The sequence below is a fragment of the Bifidobacterium sp. SO4 genome (assembly GCF_018555355.1).
Taxonomy (GTDB): domain Bacteria; phylum Actinomycetota; class Actinomycetes; order Actinomycetales; family Bifidobacteriaceae; genus Bifidobacterium; species Bifidobacterium miconisargentati.
Genome location: NZ_JAFEJP010000012.1, coordinates 58,766 through 77,972 on the forward strand (window position 1 = coordinate 58,766; position 19,207 = coordinate 77,972).

The 19,207-nt window shown below is 65.2% G+C and carries 16 protein-coding genes; 13 read left to right on the plus strand and 3 right to left on the minus strand.

What is annotated here, in order from left to right; all coding sequences use genetic code 11:
* Positions 1-39: 39 nt before the first annotated feature.
* From JS536_RS08555 to JS536_RS08565, 3 genes are all read left to right on the plus strand, one after another.
* Positions 40-1,065 carry an NAD kinase gene (locus JS536_RS08555; protein WP_240544329.1) on the plus strand — a complete coding sequence of 342 codons (1,026 nt, stop codon included), beginning with the start codon at positions 40-42 and terminating at the stop codon, positions 1,063-1,065.
* Positions 1,065-2,918 carry a DNA repair protein RecN gene (locus JS536_RS08560; protein WP_214356587.1) on the plus strand — a complete coding sequence of 618 codons (1,854 nt, stop codon included), beginning with the start codon at positions 1,065-1,067 and terminating at the stop codon, positions 2,916-2,918. Before JS536_RS08555 ends, JS536_RS08560 begins: the two co-directional genes overlap by 1 nt.
* Before the next feature lie 114 nt (positions 2,919-3,032).
* Positions 3,033-3,692: an HAD family phosphatase gene (locus tag JS536_RS08565; protein WP_214356588.1), complete on the plus strand. Its 660-nt coding sequence runs from the start codon at positions 3,033-3,035 to the stop codon at positions 3,690-3,692.
* 146 nt (positions 3,693-3,838) lie between these two features.
* Here the strand turns inward: JS536_RS08565 and JS536_RS08570 are convergent, their stop codons facing one another.
* Positions 3,839-4,459 (minus strand): GNAT family N-acetyltransferase, encoded by a 621-nt coding sequence (locus tag JS536_RS08570; protein WP_214303688.1) that lies wholly within the window; start codon positions 4,457-4,459, stop codon positions 3,839-3,841.
* 243 nt (positions 4,460-4,702) lie between these two features.
* On the opposite strand from JS536_RS08570, the gene JS536_RS08575 reads away from it, so the two are divergent.
* The 4 genes from JS536_RS08575 to JS536_RS08590 all read left to right on the plus strand — a co-directional run bounded on the left by JS536_RS08575 (position 4,703) and on the right by JS536_RS08590 (position 7,549).
* Positions 4,703-5,083, plus strand: a complete 381-nt coding sequence (locus JS536_RS08575) for a GntR family transcriptional regulator (RefSeq protein WP_214356589.1) — start codon at positions 4,703-4,705, stop codon at positions 5,081-5,083.
* A 107-nt stretch (positions 5,084-5,190) separates the two neighbouring features.
* Complete coding sequence (locus JS536_RS08580; protein WP_214356590.1) at positions 5,191-6,114, plus strand: ABC transporter ATP-binding protein; 924 nt, start codon at positions 5,191-5,193, stop codon at positions 6,112-6,114.
* On the plus strand, positions 6,114-6,830 hold the full coding sequence (locus tag JS536_RS08585; RefSeq protein ID WP_240544334.1) for an ABC-2 transporter permease: 717 nt from the start codon (positions 6,114-6,116) through the stop codon (positions 6,828-6,830). Before JS536_RS08580 ends, JS536_RS08585 begins: the two co-directional genes overlap by 1 nt.
* Positions 6,830-7,549 carry an ABC-2 transporter permease gene (locus JS536_RS08590; RefSeq protein ID WP_214356592.1) on the plus strand — a complete coding sequence of 240 codons (720 nt, stop codon included), beginning with the start codon at positions 6,830-6,832 and terminating at the stop codon, positions 7,547-7,549. The genes JS536_RS08585 and JS536_RS08590 overlap by 1 nt, the downstream gene beginning before the upstream one ends.
* 103 nt (positions 7,550-7,652) lie before the next feature.
* On the opposite strand, the gene thrC is transcribed toward JS536_RS08590, so the two are convergent.
* Positions 7,653-9,143 (minus strand): threonine synthase, encoded by a 1,491-nt coding sequence (gene thrC / locus JS536_RS08595; RefSeq protein ID WP_214356593.1) that lies wholly within the window; start codon positions 9,141-9,143, stop codon positions 7,653-7,655.
* Positions 9,144-9,548: 405 nt separating this feature from the next.
* On the opposite strand from thrC, the gene glyA reads away from it, so the two are divergent.
* The 4 genes from glyA to nadD all read left to right on the plus strand — a co-directional run bounded on the left by glyA (position 9,549) and on the right by nadD (position 13,707).
* Positions 9,549-10,856 carry a serine hydroxymethyltransferase gene (glyA, locus tag JS536_RS08600; protein ID WP_109057201.1) on the plus strand — a complete coding sequence of 436 codons (1,308 nt, stop codon included), beginning with the start codon at positions 9,549-9,551 and terminating at the stop codon, positions 10,854-10,856.
* 246 nt (positions 10,857-11,102) lie between these two features.
* A complete protein-coding gene (locus JS536_RS08605; protein ID WP_214356594.1) occupies positions 11,103-12,398 on the plus strand; it encodes a glutamate-5-semialdehyde dehydrogenase in 1,296 nt (431 codons plus the stop codon).
* Positions 12,395-12,970, plus strand: coding sequence for a phosphoribosylglycinamide synthetase (locus tag JS536_RS08610; protein ID WP_214356595.1), 576 nt, complete (start codon positions 12,395-12,397; stop codon positions 12,968-12,970). Before JS536_RS08605 ends, JS536_RS08610 begins: the two co-directional genes overlap by 4 nt.
* Positions 12,967-13,707 carry a nicotinate-nucleotide adenylyltransferase gene (gene nadD / locus JS536_RS08615; RefSeq protein ID WP_214356596.1) on the plus strand — a complete coding sequence of 247 codons (741 nt, stop codon included), beginning with the start codon at positions 12,967-12,969 and terminating at the stop codon, positions 13,705-13,707. Before JS536_RS08610 ends, nadD begins: the two co-directional genes overlap by 4 nt.
* Before the next feature lie 129 nt (positions 13,708-13,836).
* Here the strand turns inward: nadD and JS536_RS08620 are convergent, their stop codons facing one another.
* On the minus strand, positions 13,837-15,066 hold the full coding sequence (locus tag JS536_RS08620) for a glycoside hydrolase family 3 N-terminal domain-containing protein (protein WP_346427476.1): 1,230 nt from the start codon (positions 15,064-15,066) through the stop codon (positions 13,837-13,839).
* Positions 15,067-15,246: 180 nt separating this feature from the next.
* Between JS536_RS08620 and JS536_RS08625 the strand changes: the two genes are divergently transcribed.
* The gene (locus JS536_RS08625) at positions 15,247-18,552 is read left to right on the plus strand and encodes a UPF0182 family protein (protein ID WP_214356598.1); all 3,306 of its coding nucleotides are present in this window, start codon (positions 15,247-15,249) and stop codon (positions 18,550-18,552) included.
* Positions 18,553-18,620: 68 nt separating this feature from the next.
* Complete coding sequence (locus tag JS536_RS08630; RefSeq protein WP_214356599.1) at positions 18,621-19,145, plus strand: GNAT family N-acetyltransferase; 525 nt, start codon at positions 18,621-18,623, stop codon at positions 19,143-19,145.
* Positions 19,146-19,207 lie beyond the last annotated feature (62 nt).

The window sequence follows — 19,207 nt, forward strand, 5'->3', positions numbered from 1 at the left end:
ATGGTCAATGGAACGCATCCCCGGAACACAGGAGGTCCAATGGCCAAGCGCAATGCTGTGGTGGTGACGCATACCAGGCTCAGGCAGTCCGGCACCGTGGTGTCCGAGGCGGTGAGCCAGTTGCGCGTGGCCGGATTCGACGTGACGATCATCGACAACACCGAGGCCCCCGATTTCGGCGTGCAGCCGGCCTGCGTGCCCGATGACACGGAGATCGTGGTGGTGCTCGGCGGCGACGGCACCATCCTGCGCGCGGCCGAACTGGTGCATTGCACCCAGGTGCCGATTCTCGGCGTGAACATGGGGCATGTGGGCTTCCTGGCGGAATTCGAAAGCTTCCAGATCGACGAGGCGATCCGACGCATCGCCGAACACGACTACTCCATCGACGAGCGCATGATCGCCCATGTGGACGTGTGGCTGCCCGGTGCATCCGAACCCATCGAGGACTGGGCCCTGAACGACATCACGCTGGAACGCGCCGACCGCGGCAAGATGGTCGAACTGTCCATCCGCGTGGACGATGTGGAGATGAACTCCTTCGGCGCGGACGGCGTGATCGTCTCCACGCCCACCGGCTCCACCGCCTATGCCTTCTCCGCGGGCGGTCCGGTCATATGGCCGAACGTCAAGGCGCTGCAGCTCATCCCGCTCGCCGCGCACGCCCTGTTCGCCCGCCCGCTCATCATCGGCTCAGGATCCACGTTCACCATCGACATCCTGGACGATTCCATGTCCGACGGCTGGATCTGCTGCGACGGCCGCCGTCAGCGCGCGCTGCCGAAGGGCACGCGCATCATCGTGCGCGAATCGCGCGATACGCTGCGACTCGCCCGCCTCTCCGGTGTGCCGTTCACCAACCGTCTGGTCTCCAAGTTCGACCTGCCCGTGGTCGGTTGGCGTGAGCACGCCCGTGCGGAGGCTGGCAAGTCCGGTGCGGCACGGCACGGCCATGTGTTCCCCGCGGGCGCGTCCGGCGACGGTGCCTCGGCCGATGACGTCCGGACCGCCGTCCGGCCGGGTGAGGCCGATGCCGATGCAACGTCCGACAAGGCGGCCGCCTGATGCTTGAGGAACTCGACATCCGCAACCTCGGCCCGATTCGCGAGGCCACCATCACGCCGGCGGCGGGCATGACCGCCATCACCGGCGAGACCGGCGCCGGCAAATCCATGCTGCTATCCGCGCTGAACCTCATCTCCGGAGGTCCGGCCGACGCCGGCCGCGTCTCCACCGGTGCCAGCGAGGCATGGGCACAGGGCATCTTCACGGTCAGCGAGGAGTCCGCGGCGGCGGGCATCGCGCGCGAGGCCGGCGTGGAACCCGAGGACGGCGAGCTGTTCCTTTCGCGCACCGTGCGCGCCGCGGGCCGCTCCCGTGCCGTGCTTGGGGGCAAAAGCCTGCCGAAATCCGTACTCGTCGCGATCGCCGGCGAACTCATCACCATCCACGGACAGGCCGAACAATTGAAGATCGCCTCGCCCTCGCGCCAGCGGGACTTCCTGGACCGCGCCGCGGGCGACGAGCGGGAACTGGACGCCTACCGCGAGGCATGGCGTGCGCTTTCGTCCATGGACGAACGCCTGACACGGCTGCGCTCGCAGGAATCCTCCGCGCGCCAGCGCGCCGACTACCTGCGTGAATCCGTGGAGCACATCAACGAGGTGGATCCGCACCCCGGCGAGGACGAGGAACTCAAAGCCAAGCGCGACCGCATCGAAAACGCGGCCGAAATCGCCGAGGGCGTCTCCAGGGCGCTCGCCGCGCTGGACTCCTCGCAGCTCGACTACGATTCATCCTCGGAAAGCGCCAGCGCGTCCGATCTGCTGCTGCAGGCGGCCCAGGCGTTGCGCGGCATCCGCGCGTCCGGTGATTTCGGCGAGCTCGCGGATCGTCTGGAATCACTGAACGCGGAGCTGCAGGACGTGGTGTTCGCGCTCTCCGGCCATCTGGACGAGGACTTCGGCGACGCCGATCTGGACACGTTGAACGCGCGCATCCATGAGCTCGGCGAGCTCATGCGGCGTTGGGGACCGACCCTGGCCGACGTGGTGGCCTGGCGGGACAAGGCCGCGTTCGAAATCGAGGATCTGGACGCCTCACCGGAGAAACTGGCCGAACTGGAAGCGGAACGCGAACAGCTGTATCAGGCTGCCGCGGCCGCCGCTGATACGTTGAGCGCGGCGCGTGCGGAGGCGGCCTCGCGCTTGGCCGCGCGTGTCACCGCCGAATTGGAGTCGCTGGCCATGGCCGGCGCGTCCCTGGAGATTCGCGTCACGCCCCGTACGGCTTCGGGCACGGCGGGCGACGGCAAGTCGAATGCTTCGGGGGAGCGCGCACTCGACCAGAACGGCGGCGACGACATCGCCTTCCTGTTCACGCCGTATGAGGGATCCCCGCAACTGCCGATGGGCAAGAGCGCGTCCGGCGGCGAGCTGAGCCGACTGATGCTCGCTTTGGAGTTGTCCGCCGCGGATATGCACGCCGGTGCGAGTGACGGTGCGGATGCCGGCGCGGGAAAGGGACGCGAATCCGCTTCCGGGACCGATGATGCCGGTGACGGTAACGGGTCCGGTGACACAGCGCCGTCCGATATGACGTTCATCTTCGACGAGGTCGATGCCGGCGTGGGCGGCAAGGCAGCCGCGGAGCTCGGTCGTCGTCTCGCCCGATTGGCCCGCACCTCGCAGGTCATCGTCGTCACGCACTTGGCGCAGGTGGCCTCCTGGGCGGACGCGCAATTCGTAGTGACCAAGGAACCGCCGGACGCGGACGACGACGCTGTGGGCGTCGTCACCACCGTGGCCGAGGTGCAGGACGACGCGCGTGTGCACGAGGTGGCCCGCATGCTCTCCGGCAGCGAATCCGAAGCCTCTCTCGACCACGCCCGCGAACTGCTCGCCTCGTCTAAAGCGTGAATAAAAGCTCTATTAAACCAAGATTGACATTCCCTTATTCTTGGCTCCCCTTGTCAAGGGAGCTGTCGCGCGAAGCGTGACTGAGGGGTAGTCAAAACGCGATGAGGGGCATGCATGTCATATTGTCATTCCACCAAAGCCGCCATCTTCGACCTCGACGGCACCCTGCTCGACTCGATGGGCGTCTGGAACCAGATCGACATCGATTTCCTCGGCAAGCGAGGCCTCGCCGTGCCGGACGACTACATGGCCACCGTGGCCTCGATGCAGTTCCGCCAGATCGCCGAATACACCATCGACCGGTTCGGACTCAAGGACACGCCAGAGGCGCTGATGGCCGAATGGAACGAGATGGCCCGCGAAGCCTACGCCACCACGGTCAAGGCCAAGCCGGGCGCAATCGAATACCTGTATGAGCTCAAGACCGCCGGCGTGAGGCTCGGCGTGGCCACCACCCTGTTGCTGGAACTGCGCGAGGCCGCGCTCGGCCATCTCGGCATGCGCGACCTGTTCGATGCCATCGTCTCCGTGGACGACGCGCACGGCGTGGGCAAGGACCGGCCGGACGTCTATCTGCTGGCCGCCTCACGTCTTGGCGCAGCGCCGGCCGACTGCACCGTGTTCGAGGACCTGCTGGCCGGCATCCGCTCCGCCAAATCCGCCGGCATGCGGGTCTGGGCCATGTACGACGACTCCTCGGCCGCCGACTGGCCCGAAATCACGGCGATCGCCGACGGCACGCTTCACGATTTCCGCGACGCCCCGCGTCTTTAGCTTGGCTCCCCTTTTGAGAAGAGCTGGTAGCAACGCTCCGCGTCTTGAATTTGGCTCCCTTCTCTGAGGGGAGCTGTCGCCGTGAGGCGACTGAGGGGAGTTTCAGATAGGCGGAATACTCCCCTCAGCCAGTGGCGGTCGTTGAATCACCGCAACGGCAACTTGTCGCCCGGGCGTTGCGCGGCGAAACGCTGCCGCTCCATCTCCTCGCCTTCGGTGCGTTCCGTCTGCTCGGCGGCGATACGCTCCAGCAACACGTCGATCGGCGCGCGGTACACCACTTCGTCGAACGGGGCGCCGTCGCGTTCGACGGCCTTGGCCGTGCGGTCCACCTCTTTGAATCCCAGCGACTCGTACATGTGCCGTGCGCGCAGGTTGAACGACCACACCTTCACGGTGATGGTCTTGGCCTTGAGCTGCTCGGCGGCGATCTTGATGCCGAGCTTCATGGCCTGGTTGCCGTAGCCGAGGCCCTGGAAGTACGGTCCGATGAGGATGCCCATCGTGGCGTCGCGGTCTGGATCCTCGCAGTCCCACGCGGCGATGTGGCCGATGGGCATGCCGCCCGGATCGAGCACGGTGCGTCCGAAGCGATGCTCGTCGTTGATGTCGCTCCAGCCGTGGAACAGTGCGTCCACCCGTTCGCGGGGGAGATCGTCCAGTGTGGCACGGCAGCCGTCCGCGACGGACACGTCGTTCCACCAGGCTTCAAGATAGGGATAATCACTTGGCTCTGTTGCGCGCAAGGTAACAACGTTGTTTGGCATATCAGGCCCCTTTCCGGGGCCATTGTAGGCATGTCCAATGTTTCGACTCGTGGTCGGACGGTATGCGCGCGGCATTGTTCGCCGACTATTCATCATCGTGCCCGGCTGCCGGTTTCCCAGGCTGCTCATGCTGTTCTACTGTTATGCAACACACCTTGACAGTGAACCATAACAGTTATACTGTGATACATAACAGCTGAACAGCTGCGAGCGCTATAACGAAACGAACCGAAAGGGGCATAGATGAAACTGATCATCTCATCCGTGTCCGGCGAACCCATCTACGAGCAAATCAAGAACCAGATCCGCGCCAGCGTTCTGAACGGCGAACTCAAGGCGGGGGAGGCCCTGCCTTCCCTGAGAAAGCTCGCCAAGGAGCTGCGCATCTCCGTGCTCACCGTCACCAGGGCGTACAACGAACTGGCCGACGAGGGCGTGGTGCAGAACATCCAAGGCAAAGGCACCTTCGTGATGGACAAGGGCAACGAGCTGATGCGCAACCAGCTTGAGACCCAGGCCCGCACGAGTCTCGCCGAAGCCGTCCGCGCCGCCAAGGCCGCGGACATCCCGCTGGCCGATCTGACCCGGATGCTCGCCGAGGAATATGAAAAACTTCCTTCCTAGGCTCCCCTTGTCAGGGGAGCTGGCGTGCGAAGCACGACTGAGGGGTAGCCACGTGGATGACCTGCATTTGATATCGCTTGTCGTCCAATGAAAGGCAAGGCATTGCTATGACCATTGATCAATCGCCGATGGCGCTGTCCATCACCGGCGCAACCAAGCATTACGATTCCGGCTTCACGCTGGACGACATCACCTTCGACCTGCCGGCCGGCTACATCATGGGCCTCATCGGCCCGAACGGCGCGGGCAAGTCCACGCTCATCAAGCTCATTCTCAACATGATCCACCGCGACGCCGGCGAGATCCACGTGTTCGGCCTCGACAACCTCGCCGACGAGGAGACCGTCAAGGAAAACCTCGGCGTGGTCTTCGACTGCGGCTACTTCATCGAGACGTGGACGGTGAACAAGGTCGAACAGACCATGGCGCCGATGTACCTCGCCTGGAACCGTGCGACTTTCGACAATTACCTCAAGCGTTTCGGCCTGGACCGCAAGAAGCGTGTGAAGGAACTCTCCCGCGGCATGCAGATGAAGCTCATGCTCGCCGTGGCTCTGAGCCACGACGCCAAACTGCTGGTGCTGGACGAACCCACCAGCGGTCTCGACGTGCTCGCCCGCGACGAACTCATGGACATCCTCCAGAACTACATCGCGGACGGCGAACGCAGCGTGCTCTTCTCCACCCACATCACCGCTGACCTCGAACGCGCCGCCGACTTCATCACCTACATCACGCGAGGCAAGCTCTACTTCACCGGTCCCAAGGACGAATTCGAGGAATCCTTCCGTCTGGTCAAGGGCGGGCCGGACGACCTGACGCCCGACGTCAAGGGCGTCACGGTCGGCATTCATCGGTATGAGACCGGCTTCGACGCGCTCGTGCGCACCGAGGATATCGGCAAAATCGAGGGACTCAAGGTCGAGGAAGGAAAGCGCCGGGCGCCGCTCGCCGCCGAACCCGCCTCCATCGACGACATCATCCGACTGACCAACACGGACGAAGCCGCGCATGCCATGGAGGTGGCGTGATGACCGGGGTGTTGCGCGCGTTCGTATTGGATGTGCGGCGAGTCGCTTCGCAGGGCATGTTCTCGATAGTGGTCCTGCTCATAGGATTTCCCGCCGCGATGGTCCTGCTCGGGAGCATCTCGGGCGGCGTCGGCTATATGCCCGGAGCCGCCGTCGGTGGTGTCGCCGGGATGCTCGCCTTGTTGCCACTCAACACGTTCACCTTCGAACAGCAGGGACAGAACAATTGGATGAACGGCGTGATTCCGGTTCGTCGTATCCATCAGGTGATCGGCCGGTATCTGGTGGTGGCCACGTGCATGCTGATATTGGCGTTGGAGGTCGCGTTCTGCGCCGGAGCCGGCATGTGGTTCGAATCCGGAACGCCGCTGCTGCCCGAGTTGGCGGTGTCCGTGCTGATTGCGGTCGTAGCGTACGCCTTGCTGGAATCGGCGATGCTCCCTTTGTGCTATCGGTTCACCTATCAGAAGGCATTGCTGACGATGATGCTCATCTGCATTGGTCTGGGTGCGGTGATCGCGGCCATATTCGCGCTGCTCGTCAAACTGGTTCCCGCGGCGATTGACGATCTGGCGTCATGGGTGACGTCGTCTGCCGAGGCCATGCCGGGCGCGGGTCTGATCTGGCTGGCTTTGGGCGGGCTGGCTCTGGCGGCCGCAGCCGTGGCGGTCTCGCTTGCCGTGTCGCTGCGTATCTATCTCACTAAGGAGTTCTGATGGCCTTCACAGCAGATACAAGCATTCACCGTCATGCCGAGCGCATCGCCATACGAATGGATTTCGCCGCCATCACCGGCAATTCCACGGTGGTGAACGTCATCGCATTCTTGGCCCCACTGGTATTCACCGCGTTCACCTGGCAATCGGGGCCAGACGAATCAGGCCTGCCGCTCACGGTCATGGCGTATCTGACCGTTATGTACTGGGTCGCGTCCATCGCCGTGATGTTCCAGTTCAACAGCGACAATCAGTTGGCCACAGCCCGGATGATCGGTGTGATGCCGGTGTCCCGCCGTACGCAGGTCGCTATGCGCTACTGCTCCGCAGGCGTGCTGTTCGTGATTTGCTTCACTGAACTCGGCATCGAGATCGCGCTGTCCAGACTGTGGTTCGGCATCGGTCTGAGCGCGCTCGCCACGGTCGTGACGCTCGCCATGGCCGCGTTCGTGATGTTGGCTGCCATAGTGATTCCGGTGTTCTACTCCTGCGATGATTTCACCAAGGCGTATTCGAGGGTGTTCGTCGGTGCCATCACCGTGTTCTTCGCCGCGCAGATCATCATGCTGCTTCTGCCCGACGGCCTGCGCTCGCAGGTGCTGTCCACGGCTATCACGGTGCCGCCGGTCGGATGGGCTGTGATCGCTGCCCTGGCCATTCTGGCCCTCGCGGTGTCCTACCGCATCTCCCTGCGTATCTGGAGCGCCAAGGAACTGTAGGCCTCATAGGCCGCAGGGCCTGTGGGCTAATGGAAACGGGGTGAAACGCAAGTTCGCGACGATGCGATGCTGCGTTTCACCCCGCCTTCTCTTATCCGTCACATCACAGCGCTTCGGCGGCGTTGGCCACGAAACGCTCCATGCCGTCGATCGGCACGACCGTATCGAAACGCACCTCGGCATGCTCCAAGCCACGCAGCGCGGCGGGGGCGGTGGTGCCGGTCTCACGGGAGAGCACGTCCATGCATTCGAAATCGGTGCCGGTGGCGTCGAATCCCAGCGCCTCGTTCACCACGCGCGGGAACTTGTACGGGCTCGCGGTGGACAGCAGCACGCGCGGGGTCAGCGGGTCGCGCGGCATCTGCTCGAGCAGGTAGTAGCCGCAGGCGGTGTGCGGGTCGATGACGTAGTGGTTCTCGTCCCAGCAGTGCTTGATGGCCTCGCGCACCTGGTCCTCGTCGGCCCAGCCGGTGCCGAAGATCTGGCGGATCTGGGCCAGCAGCGGCTCCGGCACCTCATACGCGCCCCACTTGTTGAGGTCGTTCATGAGCATGGAGATCAGACGGGTGTCACCTTCGGAGAAGTAGTAGAGCATGCGCTCCAGGTTCGAGGAGATGAGGATGTCCATCGACGGGGAGATCGTCTGGAAGAACGGACGTTGACGGTTGTACGTGCCGGTGGTCAGGAAGTCGAACAGCACGTTGTTCTTGTCGGAGGCCACCACGAGGTGCTTGACCGGCAGACCCAGCAGCTTGGCGTAGTAGCCGGCCAGGATGTCACCGAAGTTGCCGGTGGGCACCACGAACTCCACCTCGTCGCCCACGTTGATCACCTGGTCGGCGAGCAGCTGCGCGTACGCGGAGAAGTAGTAGACCACCTGCGGCACCAGACGGCCCACGTTGATGGAGTTGGCGGAGGAGAGCACCACGTGCGATTCGGCGGCGAGCTTGCCGGCCAGCACGCGGTCGCCGAAGATGCGCTTGACCGCGGACTGCGCGTCGTCGAAGTTGCCCTCGACGGCCGCCACGTTCACGTTCGCGCCGGTCTGCGTGGTCATCTGCAGCTCCTGGACCTGGCTCACCTTGCCTTCCGGATAGAAGACGGTGATGGCGGTGCCCGGGGCGTCCGCGAAACCGGCCAGCGCTGCCTTGCCCGTGTCGCCGGAGGTGGCGGTGAGGATCATGATCTTCTCGTCCGGGTCGCCGTCGGCCGGCGTGGTGTGTGCCATGAAGCGCGGCAGGATCTGCAGGGCCACATCCTTGAACGCGGAGGTCGGGCCGTTGAACAGTTCGAGGATGTAGTCGTCGCCCAAGGGCTTCAACGGCGTGATGCGCTCATCCGACCACTGGTCGCCATAGGCGTCGGCGATGCACTGGCCCAGCTCCTCGGCCGTGAAGTCCGGCAGCAGCACGCCAAGCACCTCCGCGGCGATCTCCTGATACGTCTTGCCGGGCAGGGAGGCGATGTCCACCTTGGTCTTGCCCAGGTCATCCGAGACGAACAGTCCGCCGTCGTCGGCGATGCCCTTGCGGATCGCCTGCTTGGCGGTCAGCGAGTCGGTGGTGCTGCGGGTGGAATGGAAGGTGGTAGCCACGGTGAATCCTTAATCCTTGAAGCCTTAAGGGGTGATTGAATCCCCTTAAGTCTACCGTGGGCCTCGGTCAGGGGCGCGGGGACTCCCGCATGATGGAGGAAAGCCGTCGAATGTGTGATGCGGCGGGCGGAATGTCCGCATGATGAGACGGCGCGTCGCGATGTCCGAGATATGGGACTTTGCCCGCCCGACATGCGCGGTTCGGGTCATGATGGCCGGTATACGGGCCGCGTACGGGTCAGCCGGATGCAAGGCCGGCGATGACGCACGGTGTGCGTCACGGTCGTGAAACAACCTGTGAAACACCGGCGGAATCGTCGTGCGGAAACAGAACGGCCACAAACGGAACGTACAGTAGCCCCCGAACGGCAGACCAGTCGTTATCCACACCATTAAGGAGCACCCATGACCGCTTCACCCCTCGCACAGACCGCAACCGACGCCTTCAACGCGCCCATCAGCGAGACCGATCCCGAGATCGCCCAGCTGCTCGACTCCGAGCTGCACCGCCAGCAGGGCGGACTGGAGATGATCGCCTCCGAGAACTTCGTACCGCGCGCCGTGCTGCAGTGCCAGGGTTCCGTGCTCACCAACAAGTACGCCGAAGGCTACCCGGGACGCCGCTACTACGGCGGCTGCGAGTTCGTGGACCAGATCGAGACCATCGCCCGCGAGCGTGCCAAGAAGCTGTTCGGCGCCGAATACGCCAACGTCCAGCCGCACTCCGGCGCCCAGGCCAACGCCGCCGTCTACCAGGCGCTCGTCAAGCCCGGCGACACCGTGCTCGGCCTCGCGCTCGACCACGGCGGCCACCTGACCCACGGCATGAAGATCAACTTCTCCGGCAAGTTCTACCACGCCGAAGCCTACGGCGTGAACCCCGAGACCTTCCGCATCGACCCGGAGATCATCCGCCAGCGTGCCCTCGAGGTGCACCCGGCCATGATCATCGGCGGCTGGTCCGCCTACCCGCGCATCGAGGACTTCAAGGCCATCAAGGAGATCGCCGACGAGGTGGGCGCCAAGTTCTGGGTCGACATGGCCCACTTCGCCGGCCTCGTGGCCGCCGGTTTGCACCCGAGCCCGGTGCCGTACGCCGACGTGGTCTCCTCCACGGCCCACAAGACGCTCGGCGGCCCGCGCTCCGGCTTCATCCTGGCCAAGGAGGAGTACGCCAAGAAGCTCAACTCCTCCGTGTTCCCCGGCCAGCAGGGCGGCCCGCTCATGCACGTGGTGGCCGGCAAGGCCGTCAGCTTCAAGGTGGCCGGCACCCCGGAGTTCAAGGACCGCATGCAGCGTACCCTCGACGGCGCCAAGATCCTGGCCGACCGCCTCATGGCCGACGACGTCAAGGCCAACGGCATCTCCGTGCTGACCGGCGGCACCGACGTGCACCTGGTCATGGTGGACCTGCGCAACTCCGAGATGGACGGCAAGCAGGGCGAGGACCTGCTCGCCGCCTGCGGCATCACCATCAACCGCAACACCGTGCCGTTCGACCCGCGCCCGGCCTCCGTGGCCTCCGGCCTGCGTATCGGCACCAGCGCCCTGGCCACCCGCGGCTTCGGACCGAAGGAATACGAGGAGGTCGCCGACATCATCGGCACCGCGCTCGCCGCCGGCCCGTCCGCCGACGTGGAGACCTTGAAGGCCCGCGTGGACAAGCTCGTCGAGGACTTCCCGCTCTACCCGGGCCTCGACCAGATACACTGAGTTTCGCATCACCTTGGCTCCCTCTGACGAGGGAGCTGGCTTGCGAAGCAAGACTGAGGGAGAGAAGCACGGCGTCAGCCGTTTGGAAAGGCATCGGCTTACAGCCGATACGATTCCACGGCGATGGTATCGCCCCAGCTTCTCTCCCTCAGCCAGCTTCGCTGTCAGCTCCCTCGTCAGAGGGAGCCAAGTGCAATCTGGCCCGAAACAAGCGGCACGCCGTATTGTGCGTTACCCTTGTCTTCTATGAGCGAAGCATTGAGTCCCGAGGTGTTCAGCGCGGTGTGCGGCCAGGCCGATCGGGCCGCCCGCGCACAGGAGCGCCTCGCCCGGGCAAACACCGAATCCAAGAACGAGCTGCTGTTCGCCATCGCGGACGCGCTGGACGCGCACGCCGGCGAGATCGAAGCCGCCAACGCCTTCGACATGCTCGAATCCAAGGAAAACGGCATGGACGCGGGCAAACTCGACCGTCTGCTCTTCGACGTCCCGCGCGTGGCCGCCGCGGCCAACGGCGTGCGCCACGTGGCCACCCTGCCCGACCCGGTGGGGGAGATCGTGCGTGGATACAACCTGCCCAACGGCCTGCGCCTGACGCAGACGCGCGTGCCGATGGGCGTGATCGGCATGATCTACGAGGCCCGGCCGAACGTTACCGTGGACGTGGCCAGCCTGTGCCTCAAATCCGGCAACGCCGCGCTGCTCAGGGGCGGTCACGCCGCCGAGCGCACCAACGCCGCCACGCTGTCCGTCATTGCCCCCGTGCTCGAGGCACACGGCTTCGATCCGGCCCTCGTGCAGTCCGTGGACCAATTCGGACGCGCCGGCGCCACCGCCATGATGGAGGCGCGCGGCCACATCGACGTGCTCGTGCCGCGAGGCGGCGCGGGACTCATCCAGGCCGTGGTACGCAATTCCAAGGTGCCGGTCATCGAGACCGGAGCCGGCAACGTGCACATCTACGTGGACCGCTCCGGCGATCTCGACAAGGCCATCCCGATCATCCTCAACGCCAAGACCCAGCGCGTGGGCGTGTGCAACGCCGCCGAAAAGCTGCTGGTCCACAAGGACGTCGCCGCCGAATTCCTGCCCGCCATCGCCACGGCCCTGGGCCAGGCGGACGTGGTGCTGCAGGCGGACGCCATCTCCTACGACATCATCCAGGGTGCCGCGATCGAGGGACTGACGCTCAACCACGCCACCGAGGAGGACTGGGACACCGAATACCTGGCCCTCAAGATGGGCGTCAAGGTGGTCGATGATCTGGACGAGGCCATCGCGCACATCAACGAACATTCCACCGGTCATACGGAATCCATCATCGCCGAGGATTATGGGGCCATCGAAACGTTCACCAAGCGTATAGACTCGGCAGTGGTCATGGTCAACGCCTCCACGCGCTTCACGGACGGCGGCGTGTTCGGCTTCGGCGCCGAACTCGGCATCTCCACCCAGAAGATGCACGCGCGCGGACCCATGGGACTGCGTGAGATGACCACCACCAAATGGATCGGCTACGGAACAGGACAGGTGCGCGCATGAGCGAGAACAACGGCAACGTCGTCAACGGCACGACCAACGAAGGAGGCCAGGTGGCCGACCTGCGCAACGACATCGACCTGAACGATCCCAAACTCGGACTCAAGATCGCGGCCGAACGCCTGAGCATCGTACGCTACGTCTTCCTGGTGCAGATCGAGGACGGCATCGCCTCCGCGGCCCAGCGCGCCTCGCTGGAATACGCGGACGCCGTGCTCATCGGCTGGCCCGAAACCGATTCGCCCGACGTGGTGGATCTGGACGAAGCCCAGATGCACACCGTGCGCGAGCACATGGAACTCATGGAAGGCTACATCGGCAAGTTCTCCCAGATGGAGCGCGACGGCGATATCGACGGCATGACGGACACGCTCATTCGCATCACCGAGCGCGTGGCCGAGGTGCGCCGCCTCTACCAGCCCGGATTCCCGCTGCCCACCTTCGCCGAGATCCGCCGCGTGGTCCAGGACGAATGGGATGAGGACATGGGCAAGATCGACCCGCAGGACACCGATCCCACCGCCGACGAGATCGAACAGGAGACGCAGGTGGCGGACGAAGGCGGCCAGGCATGAGCGCCGCCGAGCCGACCGAACTCGCGGCACTGCAGCAGGCGGCGGGGGCGGCGGAACCCCTGCGCCGCATGTCCGACCTGTCCGGCCAGGACGGGCATTCCGGCCACGGCCGGGGACGTCTTTCGGCGCGCGGCAACTGGCATACGCGACTGCGCATCGGCATCATGGGCGGCACGTTCGACCCGATCCACAACGGCCACCTGGTCGCCGCATCGGAAGTCGCGTGGGTCTACGATCTGGACGAGGTCATCTTCGTGCCCACCGGCCGGCCTGTGTTCAAGCTGGACAAGCATGTGACCAACGCCGAGGACCGGTACCTCATGACCGTGATCGCCACGGCCTCCAACCCCAAGTTCACGGTCTCTCGCGTGGATATCGATCGTCCGGGCGTCACGTACACCATCGACACGCTGCGCGATATCCGCGCCCAGCACCCGGATGCGGAGCTGTTCTTCATCACCGGCGCGGACGCCGTGGCCGAGATCATGCAGTGGAAGGACGCCGAGAAGATGTGGGATCTGGCGCACTTCGTGGCCGTGACCCGACCTGGATACTCCAGCCCGACCGGCGTGAAGCTGCCCGAGGGCAAGGTGGACACGCTCGAGATTCCGGCCTTGGCCATCTCCTCGACCGACGTGCGCCGTCGCGCCGAGCACAACGAGCCCGTCTGGTACCTGGTGCCCGACGGCGTGGTGCAGTACATCGGCAAGCACGGCCTGTACGCGCAGGGGGAGTAGGCGAGTCAAGCGAAACAAGTTGCGAGGAGGCCGGGGAGCTGTGTGCTCTCCGGCCTCCTCGGCTATGGATTGCGGATTGCGAAAAGCGGGGGAATCTGCTGCGTTCCGGTTCCTCCGCAGCTGCCGCCGCTACTTCACCAATCCCATCTCGATCTTCAGCGTCATCACGCGAACCGCCGATTCGGTGACCTTCTTGGCGAACGCCTCGTCGGCCGAGGCCTGCGTGTTGAGCCCCCGCAGAATCGGCTCCACATACTCCACCTGACCGATGCAGGCCAGGTCCGCGCCCGCCTCGACCATCTTCACGCCCAGCTGCGTGGCATCGTAGCCGCTCAGCGCCTCGGCGGACAGCGAATCGGAGGTCACCACGCCGTCATAGCCCAGCTCGCCGCGCAGATGGTCGGTGATGAGCGCGGACGAGAACACCGCGGGATTGTTCGGATCGATGGCCTGATACGTGGCCAGCGACATCATCACCATCGCCGGGTCGGCCTGCTTGATGGCCGTGTCGAACGCGCCGATCTCGTCGCCGCCCAGCGCGGTGGTGGTGTCGAGGATGCCCTGCGAGGTGAAATCGGTGTTGCCGGTCACCGCGCCCAGACCGGGATAATGCTTGACCGACGTCTGCACGGAGGCGTCCTTCATGCCCTGGATGAACGCCACGCCATGGGCGGCGTTGCCGGCGGCGTCCAGACCGAAATCACGGTTCAGCGCGCCGATCGGGGCGTTCGAGGCGCGATCCACCGTCACCGTGCCCAGCACCGGTGCCAGATCGACGTTCACGCCGGCGGACGCCAGTTGCGAACCCCACACCTTCGCGGAGGCGCGCAGCTGGTCGGTCGTCATCGCGCCCTGTTCGACGGCCGACGGCATCGTATCGAACCCGGAGCCGGTCAGATGCTGCACCTGCCCGCCCTCCTGATCGGTGGCGATGATGAGCCCGTTGCCCTCCGGGGCATATCCCTGCAACTGATCGACCGCAGCCTTGACGCCCGTGGTGCCACTGGTCCAGTTGCCGATGATGAGCACCGAACCGGCGTGGTCGTTCTGGATGGTCGAGGCCAGCGAGGACGGGTCCGTGCCGGCGAACAGCGGCACCATCACCAGCTGCCCCACGCGCTCGCCGAGCGACATCGAGGAGACCAGTTTCCGGGCCCGTGCGGCGGCCGAATCGTCGGGCTTGGGGGAGTCCTTGCGATTGAGCGTCTGCGACCGCTTCGAGGTTCCCGCGGCGGACTGCTGTGTGGTATTGCCGCCGCCGGCGGTGCCGGAGCCCCGCAGGAAATCGAACGCGCCGGTATGCCACCCGTAGGCCACCGTGCCGGCCAGAGCCAGGACCAGCACGCAGATCACGGCCACGACCACCGTACCGATATGGGAGGCCTTGGACGCGGCGTGGGAGGCATGCAGATGTTGCGGACGTTCTCTTCTCATGCCTCCAAGCCTATGACAGGGTATGTTCCGATGTCGTGTTTCCTGCGAATCACCTGTGCGCTGGCGGCATAATCACCCTTCCTTGCCTGCCGGTAGGCTGGGAACATGTCTTTCAACGATCCTTTCTCAATACTGTTCGGCAACGGTGGCGGCGACGGCCACCGCGGCAAGTCCGGCGATGACGATCCGATCATTCTCGACGTCGAGGCCGATGGGGACGGCCCCGCAAACGGCGGCGACGCCCATGCTTCCGGCTCGTTCGGCTCCGGCCGTCCGCCGCACGGGCCCTCGAACCCGCGCCTGACCAACCGTCCGTCCAATGGCCGACCGCGCAACACCCAGAGCACGCGCGGCACCAAGATCATGCTCGGCGTGGTGCTCGCGCTCGTCATCGTCGTGAGCCTGTTCTTCGCCCTGTCCCGCTTCATCACCGACCTCATGTGGTACGGCCAGCTCGGCTTCCAGTCCGTGGTCTGGACCCAGCTCGGCGTCAAGGTGGGCCTGTGGGTGGCGTACGCGCTGCTCATGGCGCTGACCGGCTTCGTGTCCGCATGGCTGGCGATCCGCGCCCGCCCGGACGCGGCGGACGGCTCCACCATCCGCATCAACGGCGACGTCATCGAAGTGGCCAAATCCTTCAGCTCCAAGACCGCACGGCGTGTGGCCGCCGGCGTCTCGCTCATCGTGGGCGTGGTGTTCGGCGCGCAGTTCAACGCCAACTGGAGCGAGATCCTGCTCATGTTCAACGCGCAGAGCTTCGGCACCACCGACCCGCAGTTCGGCCTGGACAACGGTTTCTACGTGTTCGTGCTGCCGGGCCTGAAGCTCGTGCTCGCCGCCGTGTCCATGCTGCTCGGCGTGGGACTCGTCTTCTCGCTGATCACCCACGTGCTCATGGGCGGCATCCGCATCACCATGCCGGTCAACGGCCGCGGCCTGTTCTCCATCACCAAGCGCTGCCGTCGCCAGCTTGGCATCTGGCTGATCCTCAACATGTTCGCCTGGGCGGTGCGCCAGGTCATCGGCGTGTTCGACCAGCTCACCGTGCAGGGCTCTCGCATCACCGGCGCCTCCTACACCGCGGTGCACGCCAACATCCCGGTCACCTTCATCATGGCCGCCCTGACCGCCATCCTCGGCGTGGTGCTGGGCGTGTGGCTCATGCGCTCGCATGCGCTCGAAGGCCAGGCGACGCTCGGCGTGCGCGCCTCCGCCGCCCTCAAGGCCTGGCGCGTGCCGGTGGTGGCCATCGCCGCCACCGTGGTGGTGGGCATGGTGCTCACCGTGGCATGGCCGGTGCTGCTCCAGCGCTTCCGCGTGAACCCGAACGCGCAGGAGATGGAATCCACCTACATCCAGCGCAACATCGACGCCACCCGCGCCGCGTACGGTCTCGACAAGCTCAAGACCGAGCAGTACGAGGTGACCAACAAGGGCGAGCAGGGGGCCTTGGCCAAGGAGGCGGACACCACCGCGCAGATCCGCCTGCTCGACCCGCAGGTGGTCAGCCCCACGTTCAAGCAGCTCCAGCAGTCCAAGCAGTACTACACCTTCGCGGACACGCTCGCCGTGGACAAGTACGATATCGACGGCGTCTCCCAGGACACCGTGATCGCCGCACGCGAGCTTGACCTCGACGGCAACGACAACCGCAACTGGGTCAACGACCATACCGTCTACACGCACGGCTACGGCATCGTGGCCGCCTACGGCAACAAGGTGACCGCGGATGGCCAGCCGGAGTTCTTCGAATCCGGCATCCCCACCCAGGGCAAGCTCACCGAATCCGAGAAGTACGAGCCGCGCATCTACTTCTCCCCGAACACCACCGAATACTCCATCGTCGGCGCGCCCGAGGGCACGCAGGCCTGGGAGTTCGACTATCCGACCGGTTCCGAAGGCGCCCTGACCACCTTCAAGGGCAACGGCGGTCCGTCCGTGGGCAACCTGTTCGCCCGCATCCTCTATGCGATCCGCTTCGGCTCGGACCAGATCCTCTTCTCCGACCGCGTGACCAGCGCCTCGCAGATCCTCTACGACCGCTCCCCGAAGGAGCGCGTGGCCAAGGTCGCCCCGTACCTGACGCTCGACGGCCGCGTCTACCCGGCGGTGGTGGACGGCCGCGTCAAGTGGATCGTGGATGGCTACACCACCTCCGACGCCTACCCGTACTCGCAGATGACCAACCTCGGCACCTCCACCCAGGACTCCACCACCGTCTCCTCGGACACGGTCTCCTCCCTGGGTTCGCAGCAGGCCAACTACATCCGCAACTCGGTCAAGGCCACCGTTGACGCCTACGACGGTTCCGTGGACCTGTACGTGTGGGACACCTCCGATCCGGTGATCAAGGCATGGGAGCAGATCTTCCCCGGCCAGTACCACCAGCTGAGCGAGATCTCCGGCGACCTCATGAGCCACCTGCGCTACCCGGAGGGCCTGTTCAAGGTGCAGCGCAACCTGCTGTCCAAGTACCACGTCACCTCCGCCAACCAGTACTACTCCGGCGAGGACTTCTGGCAGACGCCCGTGGACCCCACCGAATCGCAGGCCCAGCAGGACCAGGACATCCTGCAGCCGCCCTACTACCTGACCCTGCAGACCGGCGGCACCGAGGAGCCCATCTTCTCGCTGACCTCCACGTACATCCCGGCAGGCCAGTCCACCCGTGAGATTCTCACCGGCTTCCTTTCGGTCGATTCCGACGCGGGCAGCGAGAAGGGCAAGATCGGTCCGAACTACGGCACCATCCGATTGCAGGAGCTGCCCAAGGACTCCAACGTACCCGGCCCCGGACAGGCGCAGAACAACTTCAACGCCAACGCGGACGTGTCCAAGGAGCTCAACCTCCTGCAATCCGGCGACACGCAGGTGGTGCGAGGCAACCTCCTGACCCTGCCGCTCGGTGGCGGCCTGGTCTACGTGCAGCCCGTGTACGTCAAGTCCTCGGGTGCCACGTCCTTCCCGCTGCTCAAGAAGACGCTGGTGGCCTTCGGCGACCAGGTGGGCTTCGCGGACACGCTCGACGAGGCGCTGGACCAGGTGTTCGGCGGCGATTCCGGCGCGGCCGCGGGCGACGCGCAGAACGCGGGCGGCTCGGATTCGTCCGGAACATCGGGTTCCGGTTCCGGCTCGTCCGACGGCGACAAGTCGGATAAGTCCGATTCATCTGACCAGTCCGGCGACCAGGACAAGTCCGACCAGTCCAACGGAGACTCCGGCACTTCTTCCGGCACCTCCGGTTCGAACGGCACGACTGCCAGCCCCGAACTCCAGCAGGCGCTCAAGGACGCCGCCCAGGCCATGAAGGACAGCCAGACCGCCATGAAGAACGGCGACTGGACCGCCTACGGCAAGGCGCAGCAGGAGCTCGAGGACGCCCTTAACAAGGCCCTCGAACTCGACAAGTAGTCCCAAACCGGCCGTGTGGCCCGTCCTCGCACTTGAGGACGGGCCACACGCATATCACAAGGAATTCCATGCCATACACCTTCCGTCCCGCCGAACCGCGGGACATTCAGGACATCACCGACATCTACAATGCCTCCGTCACCGCCGGCGGTTCCACCGCCGACCTCACGCCGCGCACCCTCGACCAGCGCCGCGACTGGGTGGAATCTCACAAGCCCCCGTACGGCGTCTTCGTGGTGGAATCAACCGGAGAAACGGGCGAAGAGACGGACGCCACCCCGCAGGTCGTCGGCTTCGGCGCGCTCTCCGTCTTCTACGACCGCGCGGGCTACGACGGCGTCACCGACCTGGCCTACTACATCGCCCCCGCATGGCAGGGCAGAGGCGTCGGCACGTTCCTGCTGTCCAGGCTCCTCGACGAGGCCCGCGCCCGCCACATGCGCAAGGCCTGCGGCATCATCTTCGCGGACAACGCCGGCTCCATCGCCCTCATGCGCCGCTTTGGCTTCACCCGGTTCGGCCTCATGCCCGCCGCCGCCACCGACTCCACCGGCACCATGCGCGACATGTCCTACTGGTACCTGGACCTGTGACCCCATGTCCTCACACGGCCTTGACTGCGGCGTTGAGTACAATCTGTACGGTTTGACCGAGT